The sequence below is a fragment of the Bacillus cereus group sp. BfR-BA-01524 genome (assembly GCF_022662595.1).
Lineage (GTDB): Bacteria > Bacillota > Bacilli > Bacillales > Bacillaceae_G > Bacillus_A > Bacillus_A thuringiensis_S.
In genome coordinates, this window is record NZ_JAKUDW010000054.1 from 1 (window position 1) to 24312 (window position 24312).

The following is a 24312-nucleotide window of genomic DNA, read 5'->3' on the forward strand; positions in this document are numbered from 1 at the left end:
CAAAAGCCCAATAATTGATAGGAAATGGACAGCTAAAAGTTTTTAGGACCATAAACTTAGGGGGAAATGAAAAATGGGAACAATCGTATGCCAAGTATGTGAAGGAACAATCGGACATTTTGAAGATGAGAAAACGACAGTACTTTACGGAAAATGTGGAACAAATTGTGACTGTGCTAGAAAAGATAATGCGAAAGCTTAATGATAAATAAATAGATTACTATTAAAACTCAGGGGGAAATGAAAATGGGAACAATCGTATGCCAAGTATGTGAAGGAACAATTGGACATTTTGAAGATGAAAAATCAACAGTACTATACGGGAAATGTGGATCTCATTGCGAATGTGACCATAAAGAACATACAAAAGCTTAATAATAAGAAAAAGCGCCTACATGTGTAGGCGCTTTTTTAATAAATTGTAGTTGTATGGCCAACTGTTGCAACGATTGCATCATCTCTAATTGGAATAAAGCTTATGGATGTCTGTGGTGTACTAGAAGAAGCGTATTGGCTCATTATACGGCTATCTATACGGGTAATAGTATCGGTCAAGAAAGCTGAAATAAAAGCGTAAGGGACTCGTCGTTCATTTAATGAATAAATAATTTCTTCTTTTGTTTTTACACCTACGCCATGTCCGTAAAAAAAGAAATTTCCTAAATAGATTGTGTTTTCTCCTTGCCACTCAATCGTAGCTGGATTCACTTGTGGGTTTTTAAAGTAAACGAGGTCACCTGGAACAAGATCGCCACCGGTTTTTGTTATGAGCCTTAGATCTTGATCGTAGTCCCATGTATAAAGTAAAAGGTTTGCAAATAGACGATTGAAAGTTTCTTCCTCATACAATGATAATAAAGCTTTATAAAAAATAATGATCATAGCGGTTGCACATTCAGTTCCATATAGTTTTCCGTTTTTGAAAATATCTTGTATGGCAATGGAAGGTGGTATGTTTGGAAGAAGCTCGAATCCTCCAAGGGATGTTCTTTTCCAATACTGGGGGTTGCAAAAGGATTGTTGAAATGTGCGAAACTGAAATCCACTTTGAAAAAGTTCTAGTGCAGAGATAATAATATTAACTCGTAAATTGAGATCAAAGCTGAGTTCATCAGCTGTTCGGAAGGAATAAACTTCTTGATTTCCTGCCATTATTGATAAAATTTGTTGTTTCTCTGCTGCAAATGGCTCATATTCATTTGTAATATAAGGATGTACAATAGAACGGCCTATTACAATCATAATAGTATCCCCACCTATACGTTACATTCTTTAGTATCGTATGAAGAAAAGGAAAAAAGGTGAAAAAAAAGCCTATCAACTGATAGGCTTGTACTCTTTAATAACACGTAATGTTTGTAATGTCATATCTTCAGGACCTTGTACAGGTAAACCTGCTTCTAAGTTTTTACGAATATACTCTAAGTTTTCTTGTGTAATAATTTCCCCCGGAGTAAAGATTGGAATCCCTGGCGGATAAACCATAACAAAATCAGCTATAATACGACCCGATGCATTTTCAAATGGAATGACTTCTGTTTCTGAATAAAAAGCATCTCGAGGAGAAAGTGCTAGCACTGGAATTTCTGGAATCTCTACTTGTACTTGAACACCTTTATCTGCCCTATTTCTAAATGTTGCTGCTAAATCTTGTAATGCTGCAATAAGTGTATTTGTATCACTTTCTGTGTCTCCTAAAGTGATAAGACATAGTATGTTGTATAAATCTGAGAGTTCTACTTCAATGTTATATTGCTCTCTAAGCCATACTTCAGCTTGGTGGCCGGTAATACCTAAATCTTTTACAGATACAATTATCTTTGTAGGATCATAGTTAAAGGTAGCATCTGTACCTAACATTTCTTTTCCAGGACAGTAAAGATGCTCAATAGAATTTATAGCATCACGAACATGTTCAGCTAATTGTATTGTTTGTTCTATGAGTGCTGTTCCTTCTGTAGCAAGACGTTTTCTCGCAACATCAAGTGATGCTAACAAGATGTAAGAAGTTGATGTAGTTGTAAGCATGCTAATAATAGATTGGACATGTTTTACATTCACCAAGCCTTCTTTCACATTAAGAATAGAACTTTGAGTTAAAGAGCCTCCTAATTTGTGAACACTTGTTGCTGCCATGTCTGCACCAGCTTGCATCGCTGACATCGGCAATTCATCGTGAAAATGAATATGAACCCCATGAGCCTCGTCGACTAGTACAGGGATGTCATAAGAATGTGCTAATTGTACAATCTGTTCTAAGTCTGCAGCAAATCCAAAGTACGTTGGGTTAATAACAAGTAAGCCCTTTGCATCTGAGTGCTCTTCAAGTGCTTTTTTGACAGATTGAATTGTGATTCCATGAGAAATACCGAGTTTCGGATCGATTTCAGGATGCATGAAAATCGGTTTTGCACCTGAGAAAATAATAGCTGACATTACTGATTTATGCACGTTTCGTGGTACTAGGATTTTGTCACCAGGACCGCAAACGCTCATCACCATTGTCATAATAGCGCCACTTGTACCTTGAATAGAAAAGAAAGTATGATCTGCACCGAATGCAGCGGCTGCTAAATCCTGTGCTTCTTTAATCATACCTTTTGGATGATGTAAATCATCGAGTGGCGCAATATTAATTAAATCAATTGCTAATGCATTATGCCCAATAAATTCGCGAAATGTAGGATCCATGCCCTGTCCTTTTTTATGACCAGGAATATGGAATTGAATTGGATTTCGCTTACTGTGCTCAACTAAAGCGGTAAACAATGGTGTTTCGTATTGGGACAATCTATACACCCCTTCTTCTTCGTAATATTTAGTATAATTTGTTTTATATAATCCTGCTCTAAAAAAGTAAGTCCTTTTTTAGAATAGGGCTTGTTTTTCTGCCATTCAAAAAATCGTTTTTGAGATGGTAGCTTCACTTTATTTTCTATAAAACAAAAGCATTATATCACCAATAATTATAGATGTATAGAAAAAAATATTTTTAAGGTGAGTATGTTTAATAGTTAGCCTCAACTAATGAATAGAGGAAGACAATTCCATTAAAATGAATAAATAGTGTATAATGCAGAGTGGCTATATTGAAACAAGAAGAAATGATAAATGAGGTGCGAAATGGAATATCAATATCCGTTAGATTATGATTGGTCAAATGAGGAAATGGTTATAATTGTGAAGTTTTATGAAGCGATTGAGAAAGCTTATGAAAAAGGAATTATAAGAGAAGAATTAATGGGTTTATATCGTCGTTTTAAAGAGATTGTTCCATCGAAAGCAGAAGAAAAGAAAATTGATAAAGAGTTTCAAGAAGTAAGTGGATACTCTATATATCGTGCTATTCAAAGGGCAAAGGAAGTCGAAGAACAAAAGTTTGTAAAAATGTAAAAATATTTTGAAAAATAAAAACTGAAGTGATATAATGTGATAACAACTAAAAACGGACAATATAAATTGTCCGTTTTCTACTATCGATTACAAAGTGCATATAAAGGAAGGAGTGATTGCATCGTAGATTCAATCTTAGCAAGGAATTGTTCGTTGGTCATTGCTGAAAACTCCTCTGGTGATATATGAATACCAACTAATAATTCTGCTTTTTTTACAGTAGCTAGTCGTTCAATCATCTTTTGTAAGTCTTCAGTTTCAAGTGTCTTATGTAATTTCACACTTGGTTTAGTATGGTCAATGGACCAAACGAAGTCATTTGGAATATTTGTTTTTAAATCATTTAAATGTTCTAAGAAGGCATGAGCCGTCTCAACTTTTTGTGGACACTCATAGATTAAACCAAAGTATATGAAGGCATGAGTACCCCATAAGCCGATTTGGAAATGCGGTAGCATTTTATATCCTCGTTTATTTGTTGAAAAAGCAACCCAAGTATCGTTTGGTGGATTGACTTTGCGGCGTGCGTGTTTTGCAACATGATAAAAAAAGTTCTCATCAGTGTGTTGGGATAAGTATTCTGCAAATTGTTCCCCTAAAGCTTCTAGCTTAGGATGAATGTTCGTTTTAATTGCACTCATTCGTTCTTCGAGACCATCAACTGTAAAGACATCAAAATCAGTTGACTTGAATGTTTGTATTGTCATGATTGTTCCTCCAACTCCTATTTTGCTTTTATTTTAGCATAGCTTGTACTATTCATAAAAAAAACAGCACAAAAAAATTTAAATAAAAAAATATAATTTTGTTGCATAGATGATTTATCCAACATAGTATAGTATAAAACAAAAAATCAGAAAATTTAATTAATTCTAGTCCGAGGGCAGACGAATATTGGGAGGAGGCAAATAATATGAGACAGGTGATTAATGCGTTAAAGAGAACAGATGCCGAAAAGAGAATACCGGTGCTACGTTTGGAGCTAGATTATGAATTAGCAACTTTATATGATGCGATGATGGAAGATGATAAACAGAAAAAAGAAGAGTGTGTACAAAAGTTAGAAGTGTTAAGACTTGAAATGATTCGTTTAGAAGCGTAATAATAGTATATGTATAAAAAATTAGTTGGTGCGAACCTTATAAAGGGTTCGTTTTTTCTGTGAACAGTATAGATCGGAGTGTTTAAACATGCAAGAAGTATGGAAAGACATCGATGCACACGCCAAACGGTGGATTCGGGATGCAGGAGAGCATTTAATGGCATCCATGAAAAAAGCACTTATTATAGAAACAAAATCCAATGCAGCTGACTTAGTTACAAATATGGACCGAGAGATAGAACAGTTTTTAATTGGGAAAATTAAAGAAACATTCCCGAATCATAATATTTTAGGAGAAGAGGGTTATGGAGACGAGATAACGTCTTCTGACGGGGTTGTTTGGTTAATTGATCCAATTGACGGCACGATGAACTTTGTTCATCAAAAAAGAAATTTTGCAATTTCAATTGGGATTTATGAGAACGGTATCGGAAAGATTGGACTTATTTATGATCCAGTACATGATGAACTATATCATGCAGTCAAGGGGTCTGGAGCTTTTTGTAATGATATATCAATTCCTCCATTGGAAAAAGGGACTGTAGAGCAAAGTATTGTAGCTTTAAATGCGATATGGCTTACAGATAATCCATTGCTTAATATGGAAAGTATGATGGCACTTGTTAAGAAAGCAAGGGGCACGAGATCATATGGCTGTGCAGCGTTAGAGATGGTATATGTTGCAACAGGAAGAATAGATGCATATGTAACGCCGAGATTATCACCATGGGATTTTGGCGGAGGACAGATAATTGTAGAAGAAGTTGGAGGTAAGGTAACGACATTCGCTGGAGCGCCACTTTCTATCATAGAGAAGAGCAGTGTGTTAGTTGCAAAACCAGGAGTGTATGAAGAAGTGTTATCATTTATATGAGAGCAACAAAAAAAGTAAGAGGCTGTGTATAAGCTTCTTACTTTTTAGCGTTATTGTGATTTGCGCATTTTTCTTTTTGTTACAAAACCGTATCCAACTGCAACAAATGTACCGATAATGCAAATAATAATACCGATTGGACTATTTTCAGCAATCATAATGCCGATACCGATTAAGAAAATAACACCGATAATTGCGGTTAATAAAAAGCGATATTGAATGTGTTCCATTTCTTCACCCTCCAATCTCATTTTACTTTCACAAAAGTAAGAATACAACTATATTTTCATTCTTGCTTTTATTTTAATTGCTATTGTATCCCCTTCGCTCTTATAATAGAGAAGGATTAAAAAGACATTAGGAGTTGGACATGTTGAAAAAACGACAAGATTTACGTAATATAGCAATTATTGCCCACGTTGACCATGGTAAAACAACACTTGTTGACCAGTTATTACGTCAAGCGGGGACATTCCGTGCGAATGAACATATTGAAGAACGCGCAATGGATTCAAATGATCTAGAAAGAGAACGCGGTATTACAATTTTAGCGAAGAATACAGCGATTCACTATGAAGATAAAAGAATTAACATTTTAGATACACCAGGTCACGCTGACTTCGGTGGAGAAGTAGAACGTATCATGAAAATGGTTGATGGTGTTCTACTTGTTGTTGATGCATATGAAGGTTGTATGCCACAAACACGATTTGTTTTAAAGAAAGCTCTTGAGCAAAACTTAACTCCAATCGTTGTTGTAAACAAAATTGACCGTGACTTCGCTCGCCCTGATGAAGTAGTTGATGAAGTAGTTGACTTATTCATCGAACTTGGTGCAAACGAAGATCAATTAGAGTTCCCAGTTGTATTTGCATCAGCAATGAACGGAACAGCAAGCTTAGATTCAAATCCAGCAAATCAAGAAGAGAATATGAAATCATTATTCGATACAATTATCGAACATATTCCAGCACCAGTTGATAACAGCGAAGAGCCACTTCAATTCCAAGTAGCACTTCTTGATTACAACGACTACGTTGGACGTATTGGAGTTGGACGCGTATTCCGCGGTACAATGAAGGTTGGACAACAAGTTGCTTTAATGAAAGTTGACGGAAGTGTAAAACAATTCCGCGTAACGAAATTATTCGGTTACATTGGATTAAAACGTCAAGAAATTGAAGAAGCAAAAGCTGGAGATTTAGTAGCCGTTTCAGGTATGGAAGACATTAACGTAGGTGAAACGGTATGTCCGGTTGAGCATGAAGAGGCTTTACCATTATTACGTATTGATGAGCCAACGCTACAAATGACATTCCTTGTAAATAACAGCCCATTTGCAGGTCGTGAAGGCAAATTCATTACATCTCGTAAAATTGAAGAGCGTCTTCGTTCACAATTAGAAACAGATGTAAGTTTACGTGTAGATAATACAGATTCTCCTGATGCATGGATCGTATCTGGACGCGGGGAACTGCATTTATCTATCTTAATTGAAAACATGCGTCGTGAAGGTTATGAACTACAAGTATCTAAGCCTGAAGTAATTATTAAAGATGTCGATGGCGTAAGATGTGAACCTGTAGAGCGCGTACAAATCGATGTTCCTGAAGAATACACTGGTTCTATTATGGAATCAATGGGTGCACGTAAAGGTGAAATGTTAGATATGGTGAATAACGGAAACGGTCAAGTTCGCCTTACTTTCATGGTTCCGGCACGTGGTTTAATTGGTTACACAACAGAATTCCTAACATTAACTCGTGGTTACGGTATTTTAAACCATACATTCGATTGCTACCAACCAGTACATGCTGGACAAGTGGGTGGACGTCGCCAAGGTGTTCTAGTTTCACTTGAAACAGGAAAAGCATCACAATACGGTATTATGCAAGTCGAAGACCGTGGTGTAATCTTCGTTGAACCAGGTACAGAAGTATATGCTGGTATGATCGTAGGAGAACATACTCGTGAGAACGACTTAACAGTTAACGTTGTGAAAATGAAACAACAAACTAACATTCGTTCTGCAACGAAAGATCAAACTTCAACAATGAAAAAACCACGCTTAATGACTCTAGAAGAGTCGTTAGAGTACTTAAACGATGACGAGTTCTGTGAAGTAACTCCAGAATCAATTCGTTTACGTAAAAAGATTCTTGATAAGAGCGAACGTGAAAGAGCTGCTAAGAAAAAGAAATCTGTAGAAGCGTAAAAAATAAAACAGCTACCTTAAATTAAGGTAGCTGTTTTTTTATGTTTATTTTTTAGAATATTTACTCTTTTTAGTGGACAGTATTTTTTTCGCGGGTTACTCTTGTATTAAGTACATAAAGAAATTTTGTTTTTTTATGAGAAGGGGGGATAAATAGTGTTAGAAAGAATGTCTTTTTTTGCGAAATTATGTAAAGTTGATGAAAATCCAGAATTAGGGATGTGGTTACTGTATGGCATCATTATTATATTAAGTGCACTTGTGTATAATTTAGGTTTTGCAAGAAAACTATCAATAATAAAAAATATAGTGATATATATATCGTTAGCGATTGGATGTACAGTGTTAACTTTCTTTGCAGTTTTTTTACCTGTTGGAGAGGGACTTGTTGTAGCGGCAATTGTACTTGGGATTTATAGGTTACGATTACGTCAAGCAAGACAACAAAAAGCAGGGTGAGGGGGCGAAGTTTTATGCGTTCAGTACAAGATGCACTATATAATTGGTTAACAATTAAAACAGTTGCGGAAGCACGTCCGGATGATAGTGCTGCAAAAGAGACGTATTTGTTATTTCAAAATATGATATATGAAGAACATAAATTGAAAAATGTGGAAGTTGAAAAGAACGAGGAAATGTATTTAATTACATATGAAATGAATGGGGAAAGGAAATCTGCAAGGTTTCCGCTAGAAGCCATTGATTGTTTCTTGGATCAGATGAACCGTGAGCCAGAAAAATATAAATAAGTCCTTATCTATATGAGTAAGGACTTATTTATATTTTACCAATCGTCTTCGACTTTTTTATCACGATATAATCGGAAATTACCACTTGCATGACGTTCCATTGTACGCTCTGCAATTCGTTCCGAACATTCCATGCACATATATGTATGAATAGGGCGATTACGCAGTTTTTTTGCCATAGGATTTTCATCATCTAACATATCTTTTTTATCACAAATCATACATTTGACTCTCATTTCGTCACCTCAATACGAATTCTATCAATATAAGTATATCATGGAAGTATAATGTTTTTGAATAATAGTGGGAAAAAATAATATTTTCGCAATTCAAAAAATAAGTTATGATAAGGATATACCGAGTATGTTTGGAGGTGAAAATATGGCGAATGTAGTAGAGCCTACTTTAACAGAGGGTTTAGTACAAACGTTGCGTAAAGAGTGTATTGTGATGATAGCAACGACAGATTTTGAAAAACAAGTTCCTAACGTAAGTGCTATTTCTTGGGTGTATGCAGTGAGCAAAACTAGTATTCGATTTGCAGTAGATCAACGTTCACGTATTGTGGAAAATATAAGGCATAATACAGGTGTAGTATTGACTATAATGGCGAATGAATCCGTATTTTCCATAAGTGGTGCAGGTGAAATTTTGACAGATAGAATGGAAGGTATTTCTCTGAAATTAACTGTAATAGAAGTTAATGTGCAAGAAGTACGTGATGTTATGTTTTATGGAGCGAAACTTGCAATTGAACCAACATATGAAAAAACATACGATCTTCGGGCGGCGAAAAAGCTGGATAACGAAGTGCTAGTAGGAATAAGAGAATTATAAATGTGCTAAATAAGAAATTCGTTTATTCACTTTTGTAATCGGTTATTGTGATTTAACGTTAATAATTATAATAAAAAGTAATATATTGAACAGAAATGAATAAAGAATAAATAAAAGGTTTAATGACTATGATTTTCGATTCTACCTCGTTTACACGGTACATATAATTATAACAATGGTTCGTCCATATTTTATGGATGAAACCCTTGTTCTACAAATTTAAAAGTGGAGTCAGGGGGTAACAGGTTGGATAAAATTTATGTGTTAGATACGAATGTACTTTTGCAGGATCCTTTATCTATTTTTTCATTTGAAACCAATGAAGTAGTGATTCCAGCAGTTGTATTAGAAGAGGTTGATTCGAAAAAACGTTATATGGATGAAGTAGGACGAAATGCTCGTTATGTATCTAAGTTAATAGATAAATTTCGTGAAATAGGAAAGCTGCATGAAAGTATCCCGCTAGAAAATGGCGGAACATTTCGTATTGAATTAAACCATCGTTCATTTGTGCAACTACAAGATATTTTTGTAGAAAAAACAAATGATAATCGAATTTTAGCTGTAGCAAAAAACCTATCTTTAGAAGAACAGGAAAAAGAGGACGGGAAGTCTGTTATTTTAGTAAGTAAAGATGTACTCGTAAGGGTAAAAGCTGATGCAATTGGTTTGAAGGCTGAAGATTATTTAAGTGATCGCGTAATTGAAGTAGAAAATATATATTCTGGCTTTTTAGAAGGATATATATCAAAAGAACAATTGGATTATTTTTATGAGAAAGGTGAATTGCCTCTATCTGAAATTGCGAATCACCCTTTTTACCCAAATCAATTTGTAGTAATGAAAGATGCATTAGGGGGCTCTAGTTCTGCGCTTGGCATTGTGGATCACTTAGGTAAGAAGGTAAAGAAACTTATTTTTCACAATGAACAAGTGTGGGGGATACGACCACGAAACGTGCAGCAAATTATGGGGTTAGAATTGTTGCTTCGTGAAGATATTCCGCTTGTAACGTTAACGGGGAAAGCCGGCACAGGAAAAACGTTACTTGCGTTAGCTTCGGGACTCATGCAAACGGAAGACTTAGGGTTATATAAAAAATTACTCGTTGCAAGGCCAATTGTTCCAGTCGGAAAAGATATCGGTTATTTACCAGGAGAAAAAGAAGAAAAGTTAAGACCATGGATGCAGCCAATTTTTGATAACCTAGAGTATTTATTTAATACAAAAAAGCCAGGAGAGTTAGATGCTATTTTAGCTGGAATGGGCTCGATTGAAGTAGAAGCCCTTACTTATATACGCGGGAGAAGTATTCCAGATCAGTTCATTATCATTGACGAAGCACAAAATTTAACAAAGCATGAAGTAAAAACGATACTAACTAGGGTAGGGGAAAAGAGTAAGATTGTATTGATGGGAGATCCTCAGCAAATTGATCACCCATATTTAGATGAATATAATAATGGCTTAACGTATGTTGTAGAGAAGTTTAAAGAACAGCGTATTAGTGGTCATGTGAAGTTTGTTAAAGGGGAGCGATCTAATTTAGCTCAACTAGCAGCAGATTTATTGTAAAAAGGAGTGAGCTTAAGCTCACTCCTTTTCTTTAAATAATTGTAAATTTACGGATGTTACGGATTGGATTTTGTTGATTAGATCCATCATTGAAATAGAGATGAACAGGCCCATCTTCTTTTAATGGTTTTCCTTCTTTTGAAAAGCCTAGTATAGCATTTTTGACAGTTTCTAATGGAAGTGTCATTGTATGATCTACCGTTTCAATTTCAACTTGCGTAGCGTCCTCTAAAATTTCAGCGTTAGCAAGGAATGGATGAAATGGTATACCAAATGTTCCAGTAATTAGCTGTTCTTTTTTATATTTCTTTACACTTTGTTGTATCGGCGGGAAGGCAGCACCATCACGAATTTCACGATCCCAATGCTCTGAAGTGTTTTTTAAATAAGTTTCTAGTTCAGACGTGTTTTCTCTAGTTTCATCAAAGTAAGTTGTCAAATCTACTTTTCGATCATCAAAGATCCAAACAGTTGGATCAATAGTGATTGGAAAACGTACTTTTCCGTTTATAAATAGAATTTCGCTCATTGTTGTTCCCCCATTTGTGTTATACTCCCACTTTTCAGTATAATAGCATTAGACACTATTGTCACAAAAAATGTTTCTATTGCAATTTATTAAAACTATCGCTAATATTAATAGATAGGATAGAGGAGAGTAGGACGGAAACGGAGGGAATCAATTTGGCGTCTGAGACAGTAGCAAATCATCAGGAAAAGGCACTAGCCCTTCTACAAGCGGATGCAGAGAAGATTTTAAGACTTATTAAGGTGCAAATGGACCATCTTACAATGCCGCAATGTCCATTATATGAAGAAGTGTTAGACACACAAATGTTTGGACTATCCCGCGAGGTCGATTTTGCAGTTCGCCTTGGTCTTATTGCAGAAGAACAAGGGAAAGCAATGTTAGGTGAGCTCGAACGTGAGTTATCTGCACTTCATGAAGCGTTTACAAACAAACAACAATAACGGGTTCAAATAAGGGGGCTCAAACTAAATTAGTTTGAGCTTTTTATTTGTATAATAAAGCAGGAAGAATCAATGTACATATGGAATACAACAATAATTAAATTGAAACAGAAAGAGGAAATGAAATGAAAAAAGTATGGAAATCAATGGATTATTCATTGTTACTTCCTCTTGTTATCTTATGTGTGCTGGGAGTTATAATGGTATATAGTTCGAGTTCCATTGTTGCGATTTCGAGGCATAACTGGCCAGCAAATTACTTTTTTAAAAAACAATTAATAACTTTAGCTATTGGAACGGTATTGTTAGCAATTGTGGCTTCATTACCTTATAAGTTTTGGAGGAAACGAATAATTTTATCGGCAATGGGGCTAGGAAGTATTGCTTTACTAGCAGCAGCCTTGATTTTTGGTAAGGAAATAAATGGTGCAAAAGGTTGGATATTAGGTATACAGCCGGCTGAATTTGTTAAATTATCAATTATTATTATATTAGCTCGCTTTTTTGCAAGAAGACAAGAGACAAATACACCTGTTTTTAAAGGATCGGGACTTACACTTGGTTTTGTTGGAATGGCAATGTTTTTAATTTTAAAGCAAAATGATTTAGGTACCGATTTGTTAATTGCAGGAACAGTCGGGATTATGTTTCTTTGTTCAGGGGTACGGATTAACTTATGGATTAAACGAATTGTTTTAACTTCTATAGTATGGATTCCGGCGCTATATTTTCTGGCTAATTATAAATTAAGTGGTTACCAAAAGGCACGTTTTTCAGTTTTCCTTGATCCATTCAATGATCCTCAGAATGATGGATTCCAATTGGTAAATTCTTTTATTGGAATTGCTTCAGGAGGGCTAAATGGTCGGGGATTAGGAAATAGTGTGCAAAAATATGGATATTTACCAGAACCGCAAACAGATTTTATTATGGCTATTATATCTGAAGAGTTAGGTTTTATTGGTGTAGCTATTATTTTAATTTGCTTGCTACTTATTATTATTCGTTCATTCAGGATTGCTCAAAAATGTAAAGATCCGTTTGGAAGTTTAATTGCAATCGGAATTGCAAGTTTAATGGGAGTGCAAACTTTTGTTAATGTTGGTGGTATGTCTGGATTAATACCGCTTACGGGAGTACCTTTACCGTTTATTAGTTATGGCGGGAGTTCCTTAATAGCTAATCTACTTGCGATGGGAATACTACTTAATATTGCTAGTCATGTAAAACGAGAAGAAAAACAACAGAATGGTGTAATAAAAGAAAGAGAACAAAATGGACCACATCTTGTAGTTGTAAAATAAAAAACACATCGTGCTTTAGAGCATGATGTGTTTTTTATTTTCAAGTAGTTTTAAATATGATGTATTATTTTCTATTTCAGTTAAAAGATATATCACATTTCGTTAAATGTGATATACAATTAAGTTGTTAGAAAAGGAAGAGGTATGCTATACTATTTTTGTGAAACAAATTGTACAGAAAACTTATCATTTGTTAAAAAATAAGGTATGATGGATAAAAATAAAGTGAAGCTTTCTAAGTATAATATAATGTGGAAAGTGAAGAACTTCACGCTTTTTAAGGTGTGTATATATTTTATCTCTAGAGTGGTAGGAAAGTAGAGGGGGAAAATCATGACAAAGCTGCAACGTATTCAAAAAGTATTGGTAGCTAACCGTGGAGAGATTGCAATTCGTGTGTTTCGAGCTTGTTCGGAACTTGGATTAAAAACAGTTGCAATCTATTCTAAAGAGGATAGTGGTTCTTATCATCGCTATAAAGCCGATGAGTCCTATTTAGTTGGGGAAGGAAAAAAACCAATTGATGCTTATCTAGATATTGAAGGCATTATTGAGATTGCAAAAAGTAATCATGTAGATGCAATCCACCCTGGATATGGTTTCTTGTCAGAAAATATTCAATTCGCGAAACGTTGTGAAGAAGAAGGGATTATCTTTATCGGTCCGAAAAGCAAGCATTTAGATATGTTTGGAGATAAAGTGAAAGCAAGAACACAAGCGCAGCTAGCACAAATTCCAGTTATACCTGGTAGTGACGGTCCAGTAAATTCATTAGAAGAAGTCGAAAAATTTGCTGAAAAGTATGATTACCCGATTATTATTAAAGCATCTCTTGGTGGTGGCGGTCGTGGTATGCGTATTGTGCGTACTAGTGAGGAATTAGGAGAATCATATAATCGAGCGAAATCAGAAGCGAAAGCAGCCTTTGGTAATGATGAAGTTTACGTCGAAAAATTCGTTGAAAAACCTAAACATATAGAAGTACAAATTTTAGCAGATGAAGAAGGCAATGTTGTCCATTTATACGAGCGTGACTGTTCTGTACAACGTCGTCATCAAAAAGTTGTAGAAATAGCACCGAGTGTATCACTTTCAGATGATCTGCGTCAGCGTATTTGTGATGCTGCTGTGAAGTTAACGAAAAATGTAAACTATTTAAATGCAGGAACAGTAGAATTCCTTGTAAAAGATGATGAGTTTTACTTTATTGAAGTAAATCCACGTGTTCAAGTAGAACATACGATTACAGAGATGATTACAGGAGTCGATATCGTTCAATCACAAATTTTAATAGCTGATGGACATGCATTACATAGTAAAATAGTAGGTGTTCCGAAGCAAGAGGAAGTAGTTGTGCATGGATTTGCAATCCAATCTCGTGTAACAACTGAAGACCCACTAAATAATTTTATGCCGGATACAGGAAAAATTATGGCGTATCGATCAGGCGGTGGTTTTGGTGTGCGTCTTGATACAGGAAATAGCTTCCAAGGTGCAGTTATTACACCATACTACGATTCTTTACTTGTAAAAGTTACAACTTGGGCACTTACTTTTGAGCAAGCTGCTGCAAAAATGGAACGTAACTTAAAAGAATTCCGTATTCGTGGTATTAAAACAAATATTCCATTCCTAGAGAATGTAGTAAAACATAAAAACTTCTTATCAGGAGAATATGATACTTCGTTTATTGATGTGTCACCTGAACTATTCTTGTTCCCGAAACGTAAAGACCGCGGAACGAAAATGTTAAATTATATTGGTTCAGTAACAGTAAATGGCTTCCCAGGAGTAGGGAAAAAAGAAAAGCCAATATTCCCAGATGCTCGTATTCCATGTTTAAAACATTCAGAGCCAATCCAAAATGGAACGAAACAAATTTTGGACGAGCGTGGAGCAGATGGATTAGTAAAATGGGTACAGGATCAAAACCGTGTACTTTTAACGGATACAACATTCCGTGATGCACATCAGTCATTACTTGCAACTCGTATTCGTACAAAAGATTTACATCAAATTGCAGAGCCAACAGCGAGAATGTTACCAAACCTATTCTCAGCTGAAATGTGGGGCGGTGCAACGTTTGATGTCGCGTATCGTTTCTTAAAAGAAGATCCATGGGAACGATTACTAGATCTTCGTGAAAAAATGCCGAACGTTTTATTCCAAATGTTACTACGTTCGTCAAACGCAGTTGGCTACAAAAACTATCCAGATAATTTAATTCAAAAATTTGTGGAGTGTTCTGCTCAAGCAGGCATTGATGTGTTCCGTATTTTTGATAGTTTAAACTGGGTAGAAGGTATGAGAGTTGCAATTGATGCTGTACGAGATACTGGTAAAATTGCAGAAGCAACAATGTGCTACACAGGAGATATTCATGATCCATTACGTAGTAAATATGATTTGAATTATTATAAAAACTTAGCAAAAGAGTTGGAAGCATCGGGAGCTCACATTTTAGGTATTAAAGATATGGCTGGCTTACTAAAACCAAACGCAGCATATGATTTAGTTTCAGCATTAAAAGAGACGGTATCGATTCCGATTCACCTGCATACGCACGATACGAGTGGAAATGGTATATTAACGTATACGAAGGCAATTGAAGCAGGTGTTGATATTGTCGATGTAGCAGTGAGTTCTATGGCTGGTCAAACGTCACAACCGAGTGCGAACACATTATTCTATGCACTAGGTGGAAATGAAAGACAACCAGATGTTAATATCGATTCTTTAGAAAAGCTATCTTATTATTGGGAAGATGTACGCAAATACTATGCACCGTTTGAAAGTGGTATGAATGCACCTCACACAGAGGTATATATGCATGAAATGCCAGGTGGACAGTATAGTAATCTTCAGCAACAAGCGAAGGCGGTTGGTTTAGGAGATCGCTTTGATGAAGTGAAAGTAATGTACCGTCGTGTGAATGACATGTTTGGAGATATTGTAAAAGTAACACCGTCATCAAAAGTTGTTGGCGATATGGCATTATTTATGGTTCAAAACCATCTGACAGAACAAGATGTTTTAGAGCGTGGACATGCTTTGGACTTCCCTGGATCTGTTGTTGAAATGTTCGCTGGTGATTTAGGTCAACCGTACGGTGGTTTCCCGAAAGAATTGCAAAAGATTATTTTAAAAGGGAAAGAGCCGTTAACAGTAAGACCAGGTGAACTACTAGAGCCAGTAGATTTCGACGCGTTAAAAGAAGAATTATTCCATAAACTTGGACGCGAAGTAACAATTTTTGATGTAGTTGCATATGCATTATATCCAAAAGTATTTATGGACTATGAAAAAGTTGCTGAGCTTTATGGAAATGTATCTGTACTTGATACACCGACATTCTTCTATGGTATGAGACTAGGTGAAGAAATTGATGTGGAAATTGAACAAGGTAAGACATTGATGGTTAAACTTGTATCAATTGGAGAACCACAGCCGGATGGAAATCGTGTCCTTTACTTGGAATTTAATGGTCAACCACGTGAAATTATCGTGAAAGACGAGAGTGTGAAAGCAACAGTTGCACAACGTGTGAAAGGAAACCGTGAAAATCCAAATCACATTAGTGCAACAATGCCAGGAACGGTAATTAAAGTAGTTGTAAAAGAAGGCGATGAAGTGAAAAAAGGCGATTCTATGGCAATTACAGAAGCGATGAAAATGGAAACGACAGTTCAAGCGCCGTTCAATGGTAAAGTGAAGAAAGTATATGTTAACGATGGTGATGCAATTCAAACGGGTGATTTACTTATTGAATTAGATCACTAAAATAAAAAAAGAGCTGTGTAAATACAGCTCTTTTCTTTATTGCAAAAAATCCCTTGCCGAATTGGCAAGGGATTTTAGTTTTAAATTATTTTGTTTGTTTAGAAGTTGATTCGGCTTCTTTTGCATTCACTTTACTTCTTGTTCCTAACATAACTAAATAGCATAGTACGGCAAACAAGCAAGAAATGAATAGAGAATGTAACAATGCCATTGCTAAACTAGCGTTTGTAAATACAACTAAAATTCCTACTACAGCTTGAAGTGTAACAAGGATAAATGAAATGATCCATCCCCAATATACTACAGGTTGCTGTTTGTAATGACGAATAGCGAGAATCATCGCGTAAAGTATCCAAGCGAAAATTAACATTGCTGCAACTCTATGGCCCATTTGAACCCACTCATGTAGTTGAGTTGGCATAGGTCTGTTTTTGCTACATAAAGGAAAGTCTGGACAGGCTAAGCTAGCTCGTTCGTGACGTACTAAAGCACCTGTGTAGACGACGATATAACTGTAAATTGTTACACCATAAATATGAAATTTCATTTTTTTGTCCATAATAAGAGAACGTGCATCAAATTTTTGGTCAATTTCAAAGATAAGACACGTTAATAAAATGACAGAAGCAAATGAAATTAAGGAAATACCGAAATGGATAGCAAGTACAGCTGGCATTTGTCCCCAAACAACTGCTGCTGCTCCCATTAATGCTTGTGCAACTAAAAATACGAAGGATAAAATTGCTAACGTTTTTGTTTCACGCACATGTTTATAATATTTCCAGGACAAAATACAAAGGAGAGTGACAAGAATTCCAGCTGATCCTGATGTTAATCGGTGGCTAAGTTCAATAATAGTTTCCATTGATAAATTAGATGGAACAAATTCACCGTTACAAAGTGGCCATGATTTACCACAACCTTGACCAGAACCTGTTTTTGTAACTAAAGCGCCTCCTAATAAAACTATTAATAAATCAAGGCTTGTAATGACTGCTAACCATTTAATAAAGCGTTGCAATCTCTTTCACCATCTTTCTGCTATGAAGTTATTGCGAAATATTTTCATTCCATTATGTATAGAATAAAACGCGCTAGTTCCTATGATATATAAAAAATAATAAAATAGCAAAGAAATGGAGGGGGAAGACAAGGGAGAGAAAATAGGTGTGAAAACAGGGTTCGTAAGGAAAAATTTAGGTGAAAAATAGGCTATTTTGAAAAGAAATGGGGAGAATACGTGTTAAATAGGAGAAAATAGTTTATTATAGAATGTAACATCATGTTATGATAAGGACAAGTCAGAATGAAGTTTTTTATATTCGACACAAAAAGTTCATGTTTTCTTCACAAAATGTTCGGGAAATATGATTTAATATATTGGAGTATGGGCGTAGATTAGTAGTAGAATGGGTTAACAATGTTTCTACTGTAATAATATTGCTATATAGAAGCGAATTATTTCATTTGAAATAGGCGCAAAAAGAAAGATGAAAGTTTTAAGAGGGGGTTAGAGTGATGAACCATGCAACAAGTGAGCTGCATGATGAGTCCGCTGTTACAAGTGTACCGGAAACAACTCGGTTACAAGATTTATCAGCACTCGTTAAAATGGGGATTGTAAACTCAAATACACTTACTGTATTTACAGGATTTTGGTTGGCGTTACACTTTAATGGATTAAGTGTGATGGACAATCTGGATAAGCTATTTTTTACAATCGTTGGTTCTGGATTAATTATGGCGGGGGTATGTTGTTTAAATAACTACATCGATAGAGACATCGATCCGTTAATGGAAAGAACAAAGACTCGTCCAACGGTTACTGGAAAGTATAAACCAGGATTTGCACTTACATTTGGACTAGTTATATTACTTCTTGGATTTGTATTCTTATTATTAACAACACCAATGGCAGTTTTAATGGGATTTATTGGTGCTTTCACATATGTTGTCCTATATACTTTATGGACAAAGAGAAAGTATACACTAAATACTGTTGTAGGTAGTATATCTGGAGCAGTTCCACCTTTAATTGGATGGGCAGCAATCGATCCATCTTTAGGTCATCCAATTGCTTGGATGTTATTTTTAATTATGTTTATTTGGCAAATCCCACATTTCCTTGCATTAGCGATGAAACGTGTTGATGAATATCGAAATGCAGGAATTCCAATGCTTCCTGTAGTTCATGGATTTGAAATTACGAAACGCCAAATTATGATTTGGACAGTATGTTTATTACCACTACCATTTTATATGAGTGGACTAGGGATAACATTTATGGTAATTGCAACACTGCTTAACATCGGATGGATCGCTTTAGGATTTTATGGCTTCCGTAAGAAAGATGACATAAAATGGTCCGTGCAAATGTTTGTTTATTCCCTAAATTATTTAACAATCTTATTTGTATCAATGATTGTAGTTACATTCTTCTAAGACAACGACATAATTGGATTTCTTTACGTTGAGATTTACTTTACTTAACTATAAAGTACAATCTAATTCACAAGGAAAGTGGGGGTTGTTTGTATGAAGAAACAGTGGCGACTGCTTTCGTTCGTTTCACTGCTGGCTTTACTGTTAGGGGGATGCGGTAAAGCCTTTCAATCTACTTTAATTCCGCAAGGAGAAGTAGCAAAAATGCAATATGATTTACTTCTACTGGCGAGTGCAATCATGGTAGGAGTAGTACTAGTAGTTACTATTATTTTCTTGTATGTAATTGTGCGTTTCCGACAAAAGAAAGGTCAGGAAGATTATATTCCAGAGCAAGTTGAAGGAAATCACAAGCTAGAAATTATATGGACAGTTATTCCGATTATTCTTTTACTAATCTTAGCTGTTCCAACGGTTACATATACATTCAAACTTGCTGATGTAAGTGCGATGGAGAAAAAGAATATTGATAAAGATACTATCGTTGTTGATGTAACAGCGAATCTTTATTGGTGGGAATTTTCTTATAAATCAGAAAAGATAGTAACTTCGCAAGATTTAGTCATCCCCACAGGTAAGAAAGTGTATTTAAATTTGAAGGGTGCCGATATTAAACACTCATTTTGGGTTCCATCTTTAGCTGGGAAAATGGATACAAATACAGACAATGTGAACAAAATGTGGTTAAAGGCAGATAAATCGGGCACTTATAATGGTTTTTGTACAGAATTTTGCGGCCCATCACATTCTTTAATGCAATTTAAAGTGAAAGCTTTAGATGAAAGCGAGTACAAAAATTGGCTTGCTGATATGAAGAAGATTGATGGGAAGAAAGAAGTAGCTTCAACAAAGGCGCAAGAGGGCCAAGAAATATTTAATAAAAGCTGTATTGGTTGTCACGCAGTTGGATCTAATGATAGTAGACCACCTTCCGCTCGTATCGCACCAAACTTAGCAAACTTTGCGGATCGCGATATGGTTGCCGGTATTGCCGAAAACAATGAAGAAAACTTAAAAAAATGGCTGAAAGATCCTGAAAATATGAAGCCAGGAAACAAAATGACTGGCAAATATGGCAACTTAACGGATGATCAAATTGATGCATTAAATGCATACTTACAAACGTTAAAAGTTGAAAAGTAAAGAGGGATTATTCGCGAAGGGGAGGTTGAAAACGTGAGTTCTGTAGCAAAAAAACAGGGGATGGGTGCTGTCATATGGGATTATTTAACGACAGTAGACCATAAAAAGATTGCCATTCTCTATTTAATTGCAGGTGGATTGTTTTTTGTAATAGGCGGAATAGAAGCTCTATTTATTCGCCTTCAATTAGCGATTCCTAACAACGTTTTTCTTGTTGGGGATGCTTATAATCAAGTATTGACGATGCACGGTACAACAATGATTTTCCTCGCAGCTATGCCACTCGTGTTTGCATTTATGAACGCCGCTGTACCACTTCAAATTGGTGCACGTGATGTAGCGTTCCCGTTTTTGAATTCACTCGGATTTTGGTTATTTTTCTTTGGTGGAGTATTTTTAAATTTAAGTTGGTTTTTAGGTGGAGCACCTGATGCAGGATGGACATCTTATGCATCTTTAGCTTTAGCCTCTAAAGGTCATGGTGTTGATTTCTATGTACTCGGTTTGCAAATCTCAGGTATTGGTACATTAATTGGAGGTATTAACTTCCTTGTAACCATTATTAATATGCGTGCGCCAGGAATGACGTATATGCGTATGCCGATGTTTACATGGACGACATTTGTAACATCTTCGCTTATATTATTCGCTTTTCCACCGTTAACTGTAGGATTAGGACTTTTAATGTTAGATCGTTTATTTGGAACAAGTTTCTTTAATCCAGCATTGGGCGGGAATACAATTATATGGGAGCATTTATTCTGGATTTTCGGTCATCCAGAAGTATACATTCTTATACTCCCAGCTTTCGGAATATTCTCAGAAATCTTCGCGACATTTTCGAAAAAACGATTGTTTGGTTATTCATCGATGGTATTTGCGACTGTATTAATTGGATTTTTAGGATTTATGGTATGGGCGCATCATATGTTTACTGTTGGACTTGGTCCAGTTGCTAATGCTATTTTCTCAGTTGCAACAATGGCGATTGCGGTTCCGACTGGTATCAAAATATTCAACTGGCTCTTTACAATGTGGGGCGGAAATATTCGTTTTACAACACCGATGATGTGGGCAGTAGCTTTCATTCCATCATTCGTCATGGGTGGAGTTACAGGGGTTATGCTAGCATCTGCACCAGCTGATTATCAATTTCATGATAACTATTTCGTAGTAGCACATTTTCATTATGTAATCGTTGGCGGTGTTGTATTTGGTTTACTTGCAGGAGCTCATTATTATTGGCCACTGATGTTTAATAAAGTATTAAATGAAACATTAGGAAAGATAACGTTTTGGCTATTCTTTATCGGTTTCCATTTAACGTTCTTTATTCAGCATTTCCTTGGCTTGATTGGTATGCCACGCCGTTACTACACATATCTTGAAGGGCAAGGGTTGGAAATGGGGAATATGATTAGTTCTATCGGAGCGGTGTTTATGGCTCTTGGGACGATTGTTCTTCTATTCAATGTAATTAAAACGACAGTATCAAAAGAAAAGGCTGGTCGTGATCCGTGGGATGCACGTACATTAGAATGGACGATGCCAGCACCGACACCAGAATATAACTTTAAACAACTACCATTTGTTCGCGGATTAGATCCGTTTTGGATTGAAAAACGTGAAGGTAATAAAGAGATGACAGCAGCGGAACCAGTTGGTGATATTCATATGCCAAATCCTTCGTTTTCACCATTTGTCATTTCTTTCGGATTGTTTATAGCGGCATTTGGTGCAATGTATATGCAGGGCGGAAAAGATAAGTTCTGGTTATTAGTAGCAATTATTGGTTTAATCATTACATTTGGCACAATGTTCCTACGTTCAGTAATCGATGATCATGGATATCATATTCATAAGGAAGATTTAGAGGATAAGGGGGGCAAGGCATAATGCATGTAGATGAAAAATTAACGAATGAAACATTTCCAGCAGAGCCTGAAAAAGCAACCCTTGAGGGGAAAAATAAGTTTGTCGGCTTTTGGTTATTTCTTGGAGGCGAAACAGTGTTGTTCGCTTCCTTGTTTGGCACATATTTAGCGCTAAAGAATTCTACAAATGGTGGACCAACATCTCAAGAGATGTTCCAAATGCCGCTCGTTTTCATTATGACGATGCTTTTATTAACGAGTAGCTTAACGAGTGTATATGCGATGTACCATATGAAAAACTTTAACTTTAAGAAAATGCAACTTTGGTTACTAGTAACTGTATTGCTAGGTTTAGGGTTTTTAGGGTTTGAGATATATGAGTTTTATCATTATACACATGAATTTAAGCATACTATGAGAAGTAGTGCGTTTGGCTCTGCGTTTTATGCTCTTGTTGGTACACATGGACTCCACGTATTGTTTGGATTGTGTTGGATTTTAACATTAATCTTTAGAAATGCGAAGAGAGGTCTAAATTTATACAATGCACCGAAGTTTTATGTTGCATCGATTTATTGGCACTTTATTGACGTAGTTTGGGTGTTTATTTTCACTGTAGTATATTTAATGGGAATGGTGGGATAAACAATGGCGATAAAGCAAACGAATAATCCTAAAGTTGATCTTGTTTATCGGAAGAGAAAAAGTGCGGAGGAAATGAAGCATCAAGTTATTACGTTTGCATTAATGATTTTTTTAACATTAGTTGCATTTGTAGCAGTGGCGTATCCAAAAACTTTTAGTCCGACTTTCTCGGTGCCATTTATTTTACTATTAGCAGTAGTACAAGTGATTTTTCAATTGTATTATTTTATGCATATGAGTCATAAAGGACATGAAGCGGCAAGTTTCTTTCTTTACTCTGGTCTGCTAATAGGGTTAATTACAATTTTAGCTTTTATGACAATCGTGTGGGTTTGAAAAGTGAAAAATAAGGGAGCTTGTGTTGTCACAGCTCCCTCTTCATATTATGGAATAACCTTAAGAAGGTAGGTGTGACAATGAGTAACTTATGGATATTTGGTTTTCAGGCTTTATGGAGTCCAATTTTTTTATTATTTATGCTTTCGATTCTTATTGGGTACTTCTTAATTATTGGGCCTTATAGAATGAGATTTGAAAATGCGACGAAGGTAAGTAAGAAGCAAATTATTTATTTTACGACTGGTATTGTTCTTTTGTATTTTGTAAAGGGAGGGCCTATTGATTTAATTGGCCATATTATATTTAGTGCTCATATGTTTGAAATGGCAGTCATGTATATTGCAGTTCCACCGTTACTGTTGCTTGGTATACCAATTTGGTTATATCGTTACATTACTTCTTTTAAGTTCGTTCAAATTATATTAAAGGTATTTGCTAAACCACTTATTGCATTGTTTGTATTTAACGGCCTGTTTTCTTTTTATCATTTACCAGTTGTTTTTGATACGGTAAAACAAAGTCAAATTGCTCATCCTATTTGTCTCACTATATTGTTTTTTACAGCAATCATGATGTGGTGGCCGATGCTAAATCCGTTACCAGAATATCAAACGTTAAGTGATATAAAGAAACTTGGTTACATGTTTGCTAACGGTATATTATTAACGCCAGCTTGTGCGTTAATAATTTTTGCGACGGCTCCGTTATTCGCAACGTATACGGATCCAGCCGCTTGGATGAAAGCAATGGAACTATGTGTACCGGCGGGCACTTTATCAGATTTAAATATAACTGGACCAGAATTTTTACACTGGATGCCAGTAGTACAAGACCAACAAACTGGTGGTATCATAATGAAAATTGTCCAGGAAATAGTGTACGGTACAATTATAGGCTATGTATTCTTTAGATGGGCACGTAGAGAGCGTGAAAAGGATAAGGAGCAGTTGCAGCAATTACCACCTTATTTGCAGACTAAGTAGAAGAAGTGTATGGGAGATCTCATGCACTTTTTTCTTTTAAATTGTAATGAGTATAAAAGATTGAATTTTCTGACCTTTTTATGTT

General features: G+C 35.7%; 26 protein-coding genes. 19 read left to right on the forward strand and 7 right to left on the reverse strand.

The features are described 5' to 3' along the window. Positions 1 to 73 precede the first annotated feature (73 nt). Both MR170_RS18950 and MR170_RS18955 read left to right on the forward strand, forming a co-directional pair. Positions 74 to 202, forward strand: a complete 129-nt coding sequence (locus tag MR170_RS18950) for a GapA-binding peptide SR1P (RefSeq protein ID WP_000536803.1) — start codon at positions 74 to 76, stop codon at positions 200 to 202. 44 nt (positions 203 to 246) lie between these two features. Then, positions 247 to 375 (forward strand): GapA-binding peptide SR1P, encoded by a 129-nt coding sequence (locus MR170_RS18955; RefSeq protein ID WP_000536796.1) that lies wholly within the window; start codon positions 247 to 249, stop codon positions 373 to 375. A 36-nt stretch (positions 376 to 411) separates the two neighbouring features. On the opposite strand, the gene MR170_RS18960 is transcribed toward MR170_RS18955, so the two are convergent. Together MR170_RS18960 and speA are read right to left on the reverse strand one after the other, a co-directional pair. Then, complete coding sequence (locus tag MR170_RS18960) at positions 412 to 1242, reverse strand: protein-glutamine gamma-glutamyltransferase (protein WP_000635339.1); 831 nt, start codon at positions 1240 to 1242, stop codon at positions 412 to 414. A 75-nt stretch (positions 1243 to 1317) separates the two neighbouring features. Then, a complete protein-coding gene (gene speA, locus MR170_RS18965) occupies positions 1318 to 2790 on the reverse strand; it encodes an arginine decarboxylase (RefSeq protein ID WP_016080448.1) in 1473 nt (490 codons plus the stop codon). Positions 2791 to 3123: 333 nt separating this feature from the next. Here speA and MR170_RS18970 point away from each other — a divergent pair, with 333 nt between their 5' ends. Continuing rightward, the gene (locus tag MR170_RS18970; RefSeq protein WP_072940553.1) at positions 3124 to 3393 is read left to right on the forward strand and encodes a UPF0223 family protein; all 270 of its coding nucleotides are present in this window, start codon (positions 3124 to 3126) and stop codon (positions 3391 to 3393) included. A gap of 80 nt (positions 3394 to 3473) precedes the next feature. Here the strand turns inward: MR170_RS18970 and MR170_RS18975 are convergent, their stop codons facing one another. Continuing rightward, positions 3474 to 4100, reverse strand: a complete 627-nt coding sequence (locus tag MR170_RS18975) for a YktB family protein (protein WP_000155318.1) — start codon at positions 4098 to 4100, stop codon at positions 3474 to 3476. Positions 4101 to 4306: 206 nt separating this feature from the next. Between MR170_RS18975 and MR170_RS18980 the strand changes: the two genes are divergently transcribed. Together MR170_RS18980 and MR170_RS18985 are read left to right on the forward strand one after the other, a co-directional pair. Beyond that, positions 4307 to 4495, forward strand: coding sequence for a hypothetical protein (locus MR170_RS18980; RefSeq protein ID WP_001250164.1), 189 nt, complete (start codon positions 4307 to 4309; stop codon positions 4493 to 4495). Positions 4496 to 4583: 88 nt separating this feature from the next. Beyond that, on the forward strand, positions 4584 to 5369 hold the full coding sequence (locus MR170_RS18985) for an inositol monophosphatase family protein (RefSeq protein ID WP_016080450.1): 786 nt from the start codon (positions 4584 to 4586) through the stop codon (positions 5367 to 5369). 50 nt (positions 5370 to 5419) lie between these two features. On the opposite strand, the gene MR170_RS18990 is transcribed toward MR170_RS18985, so the two are convergent. Continuing rightward, on the reverse strand, positions 5420 to 5599 hold the full coding sequence (locus MR170_RS18990; RefSeq protein ID WP_000400123.1) for a DUF5325 family protein: 180 nt from the start codon (positions 5597 to 5599) through the stop codon (positions 5420 to 5422). Positions 5600 to 5739: 140 nt separating this feature from the next. Here MR170_RS18990 and typA point away from each other — a divergent pair, with 140 nt between their 5' ends. From typA to MR170_RS19005, 3 genes are all read left to right on the forward strand, one after another. After that, positions 5740 to 7584: a translational GTPase TypA gene (gene typA / locus MR170_RS18995; RefSeq protein ID WP_016080451.1), complete on the forward strand. Its 1845-nt coding sequence runs from the start codon at positions 5740 to 5742 to the stop codon at positions 7582 to 7584. A 156-nt stretch (positions 7585 to 7740) separates the two neighbouring features. Next, positions 7741 to 8043, forward strand: a complete 303-nt coding sequence (locus MR170_RS19000; RefSeq protein WP_000893656.1) for a YlaH-like family protein — start codon at positions 7741 to 7743, stop codon at positions 8041 to 8043. A gap of 14 nt (positions 8044 to 8057) precedes the next feature. Beyond that, on the forward strand, positions 8058 to 8333 hold the full coding sequence (locus tag MR170_RS19005; protein WP_001258140.1) for a hypothetical protein: 276 nt from the start codon (positions 8058 to 8060) through the stop codon (positions 8331 to 8333). 35 nt (positions 8334 to 8368) lie between these two features. On the opposite strand, the gene MR170_RS19010 is transcribed toward MR170_RS19005, so the two are convergent. Further along, positions 8369 to 8569 (reverse strand): YlaI family protein, encoded by a 201-nt coding sequence (locus MR170_RS19010; protein WP_001995040.1) that lies wholly within the window; start codon positions 8567 to 8569, stop codon positions 8369 to 8371. Between the two features lie 145 nt (positions 8570 to 8714). On the opposite strand from MR170_RS19010, the gene MR170_RS19015 reads away from it, so the two are divergent. Both MR170_RS19015 and MR170_RS19020 read left to right on the forward strand, forming a co-directional pair. Further along, complete coding sequence (locus MR170_RS19015) at positions 8715 to 9170, forward strand: pyridoxamine 5'-phosphate oxidase family protein (RefSeq protein WP_000024600.1); 456 nt, start codon at positions 8715 to 8717, stop codon at positions 9168 to 9170. Between the two features lie 246 nt (positions 9171 to 9416). Then, entirely contained in the window at positions 9417 to 10745 is a 1329-nt protein-coding gene (locus tag MR170_RS19020) for a PhoH family protein (protein WP_000358083.1), read from the forward strand. Positions 10746 to 10776: 31 nt separating this feature from the next. On the opposite strand, the gene MR170_RS19025 is transcribed toward MR170_RS19020, so the two are convergent. Next, positions 10777 to 11274, reverse strand: coding sequence for a molybdopterin-binding protein (locus MR170_RS19025; protein WP_001289809.1), 498 nt, complete (start codon positions 11272 to 11274; stop codon positions 10777 to 10779). Between the two features lie 155 nt (positions 11275 to 11429). On the opposite strand from MR170_RS19025, the gene MR170_RS19030 reads away from it, so the two are divergent. The 3 genes from MR170_RS19030 to pyc all read left to right on the forward strand — a co-directional run bounded on the left by MR170_RS19030 (position 11430) and on the right by pyc (position 16801). Beyond that, entirely contained in the window at positions 11430 to 11717 is a 288-nt protein-coding gene (locus MR170_RS19030; protein WP_000135694.1) for an Fpa/YlaN family protein, read from the forward strand. A gap of 125 nt (positions 11718 to 11842) precedes the next feature. Further along, positions 11843 to 13021, forward strand: coding sequence for an FtsW/RodA/SpoVE family cell cycle protein (locus MR170_RS19035; protein ID WP_016080454.1), 1179 nt, complete (start codon positions 11843 to 11845; stop codon positions 13019 to 13021). Between the two features lie 333 nt (positions 13022 to 13354). Continuing rightward, a complete protein-coding gene (pyc, locus tag MR170_RS19040; protein WP_242308936.1) occupies positions 13355 to 16801 on the forward strand; it encodes a pyruvate carboxylase in 3447 nt (1148 codons plus the stop codon). 85 nt (positions 16802 to 16886) lie between these two features. Here pyc and ctaA read toward each other — a convergent pair whose 3' ends face one another. Further along, entirely contained in the window at positions 16887 to 17822 is a 936-nt protein-coding gene (gene ctaA / locus MR170_RS19045; RefSeq protein WP_016080456.1) for a heme A synthase, read from the reverse strand. 497 nt (positions 17823 to 18319) lie between these two features. Between ctaA and ctaB the strand changes: the two genes are divergently transcribed. The 6 genes from ctaB (at position 18320) to ctaG (ending at position 24227) form a co-directional block, all read left to right on the forward strand. Then, positions 18320 to 19243, forward strand: coding sequence for a protoheme IX farnesyltransferase (ctaB, locus tag MR170_RS19050; RefSeq protein WP_001015060.1), 924 nt, complete (start codon positions 18320 to 18322; stop codon positions 19241 to 19243). A gap of 93 nt (positions 19244 to 19336) precedes the next feature. Beyond that, positions 19337 to 20386, forward strand: coding sequence for a cytochrome c oxidase subunit II (gene coxB, locus MR170_RS19055; protein ID WP_000745273.1), 1050 nt, complete (start codon positions 19337 to 19339; stop codon positions 20384 to 20386). Positions 20387 to 20446: 60 nt separating this feature from the next. Further along, positions 20447 to 22282: a cytochrome c oxidase subunit I gene (gene ctaD / locus MR170_RS19060; protein WP_242308938.1), complete on the forward strand. Its 1836-nt coding sequence runs from the start codon at positions 20447 to 20449 to the stop codon at positions 22280 to 22282. After that, a complete protein-coding gene (gene ctaE / locus MR170_RS19065; protein WP_000557861.1) occupies positions 22282 to 22905 on the forward strand; it encodes a cytochrome c oxidase subunit III in 624 nt (207 codons plus the stop codon). The genes ctaD and ctaE overlap by 1 nt, the downstream gene beginning before the upstream one ends. A 3-nt stretch (positions 22906 to 22908) precedes the next feature. Further along, entirely contained in the window at positions 22909 to 23241 is a 333-nt protein-coding gene (ctaF, locus tag MR170_RS19070; RefSeq protein WP_016080458.1) for a cytochrome c oxidase subunit IVB, read from the forward strand. Positions 23242 to 23321: 80 nt separating this feature from the next. Then, the gene (ctaG, locus tag MR170_RS19075) at positions 23322 to 24227 is read left to right on the forward strand and encodes a cytochrome c oxidase assembly factor CtaG (protein WP_016080459.1); all 906 of its coding nucleotides are present in this window, start codon (positions 23322 to 23324) and stop codon (positions 24225 to 24227) included. The last annotated feature ends 85 nt before the right edge of the window (positions 24228 to 24312 follow it).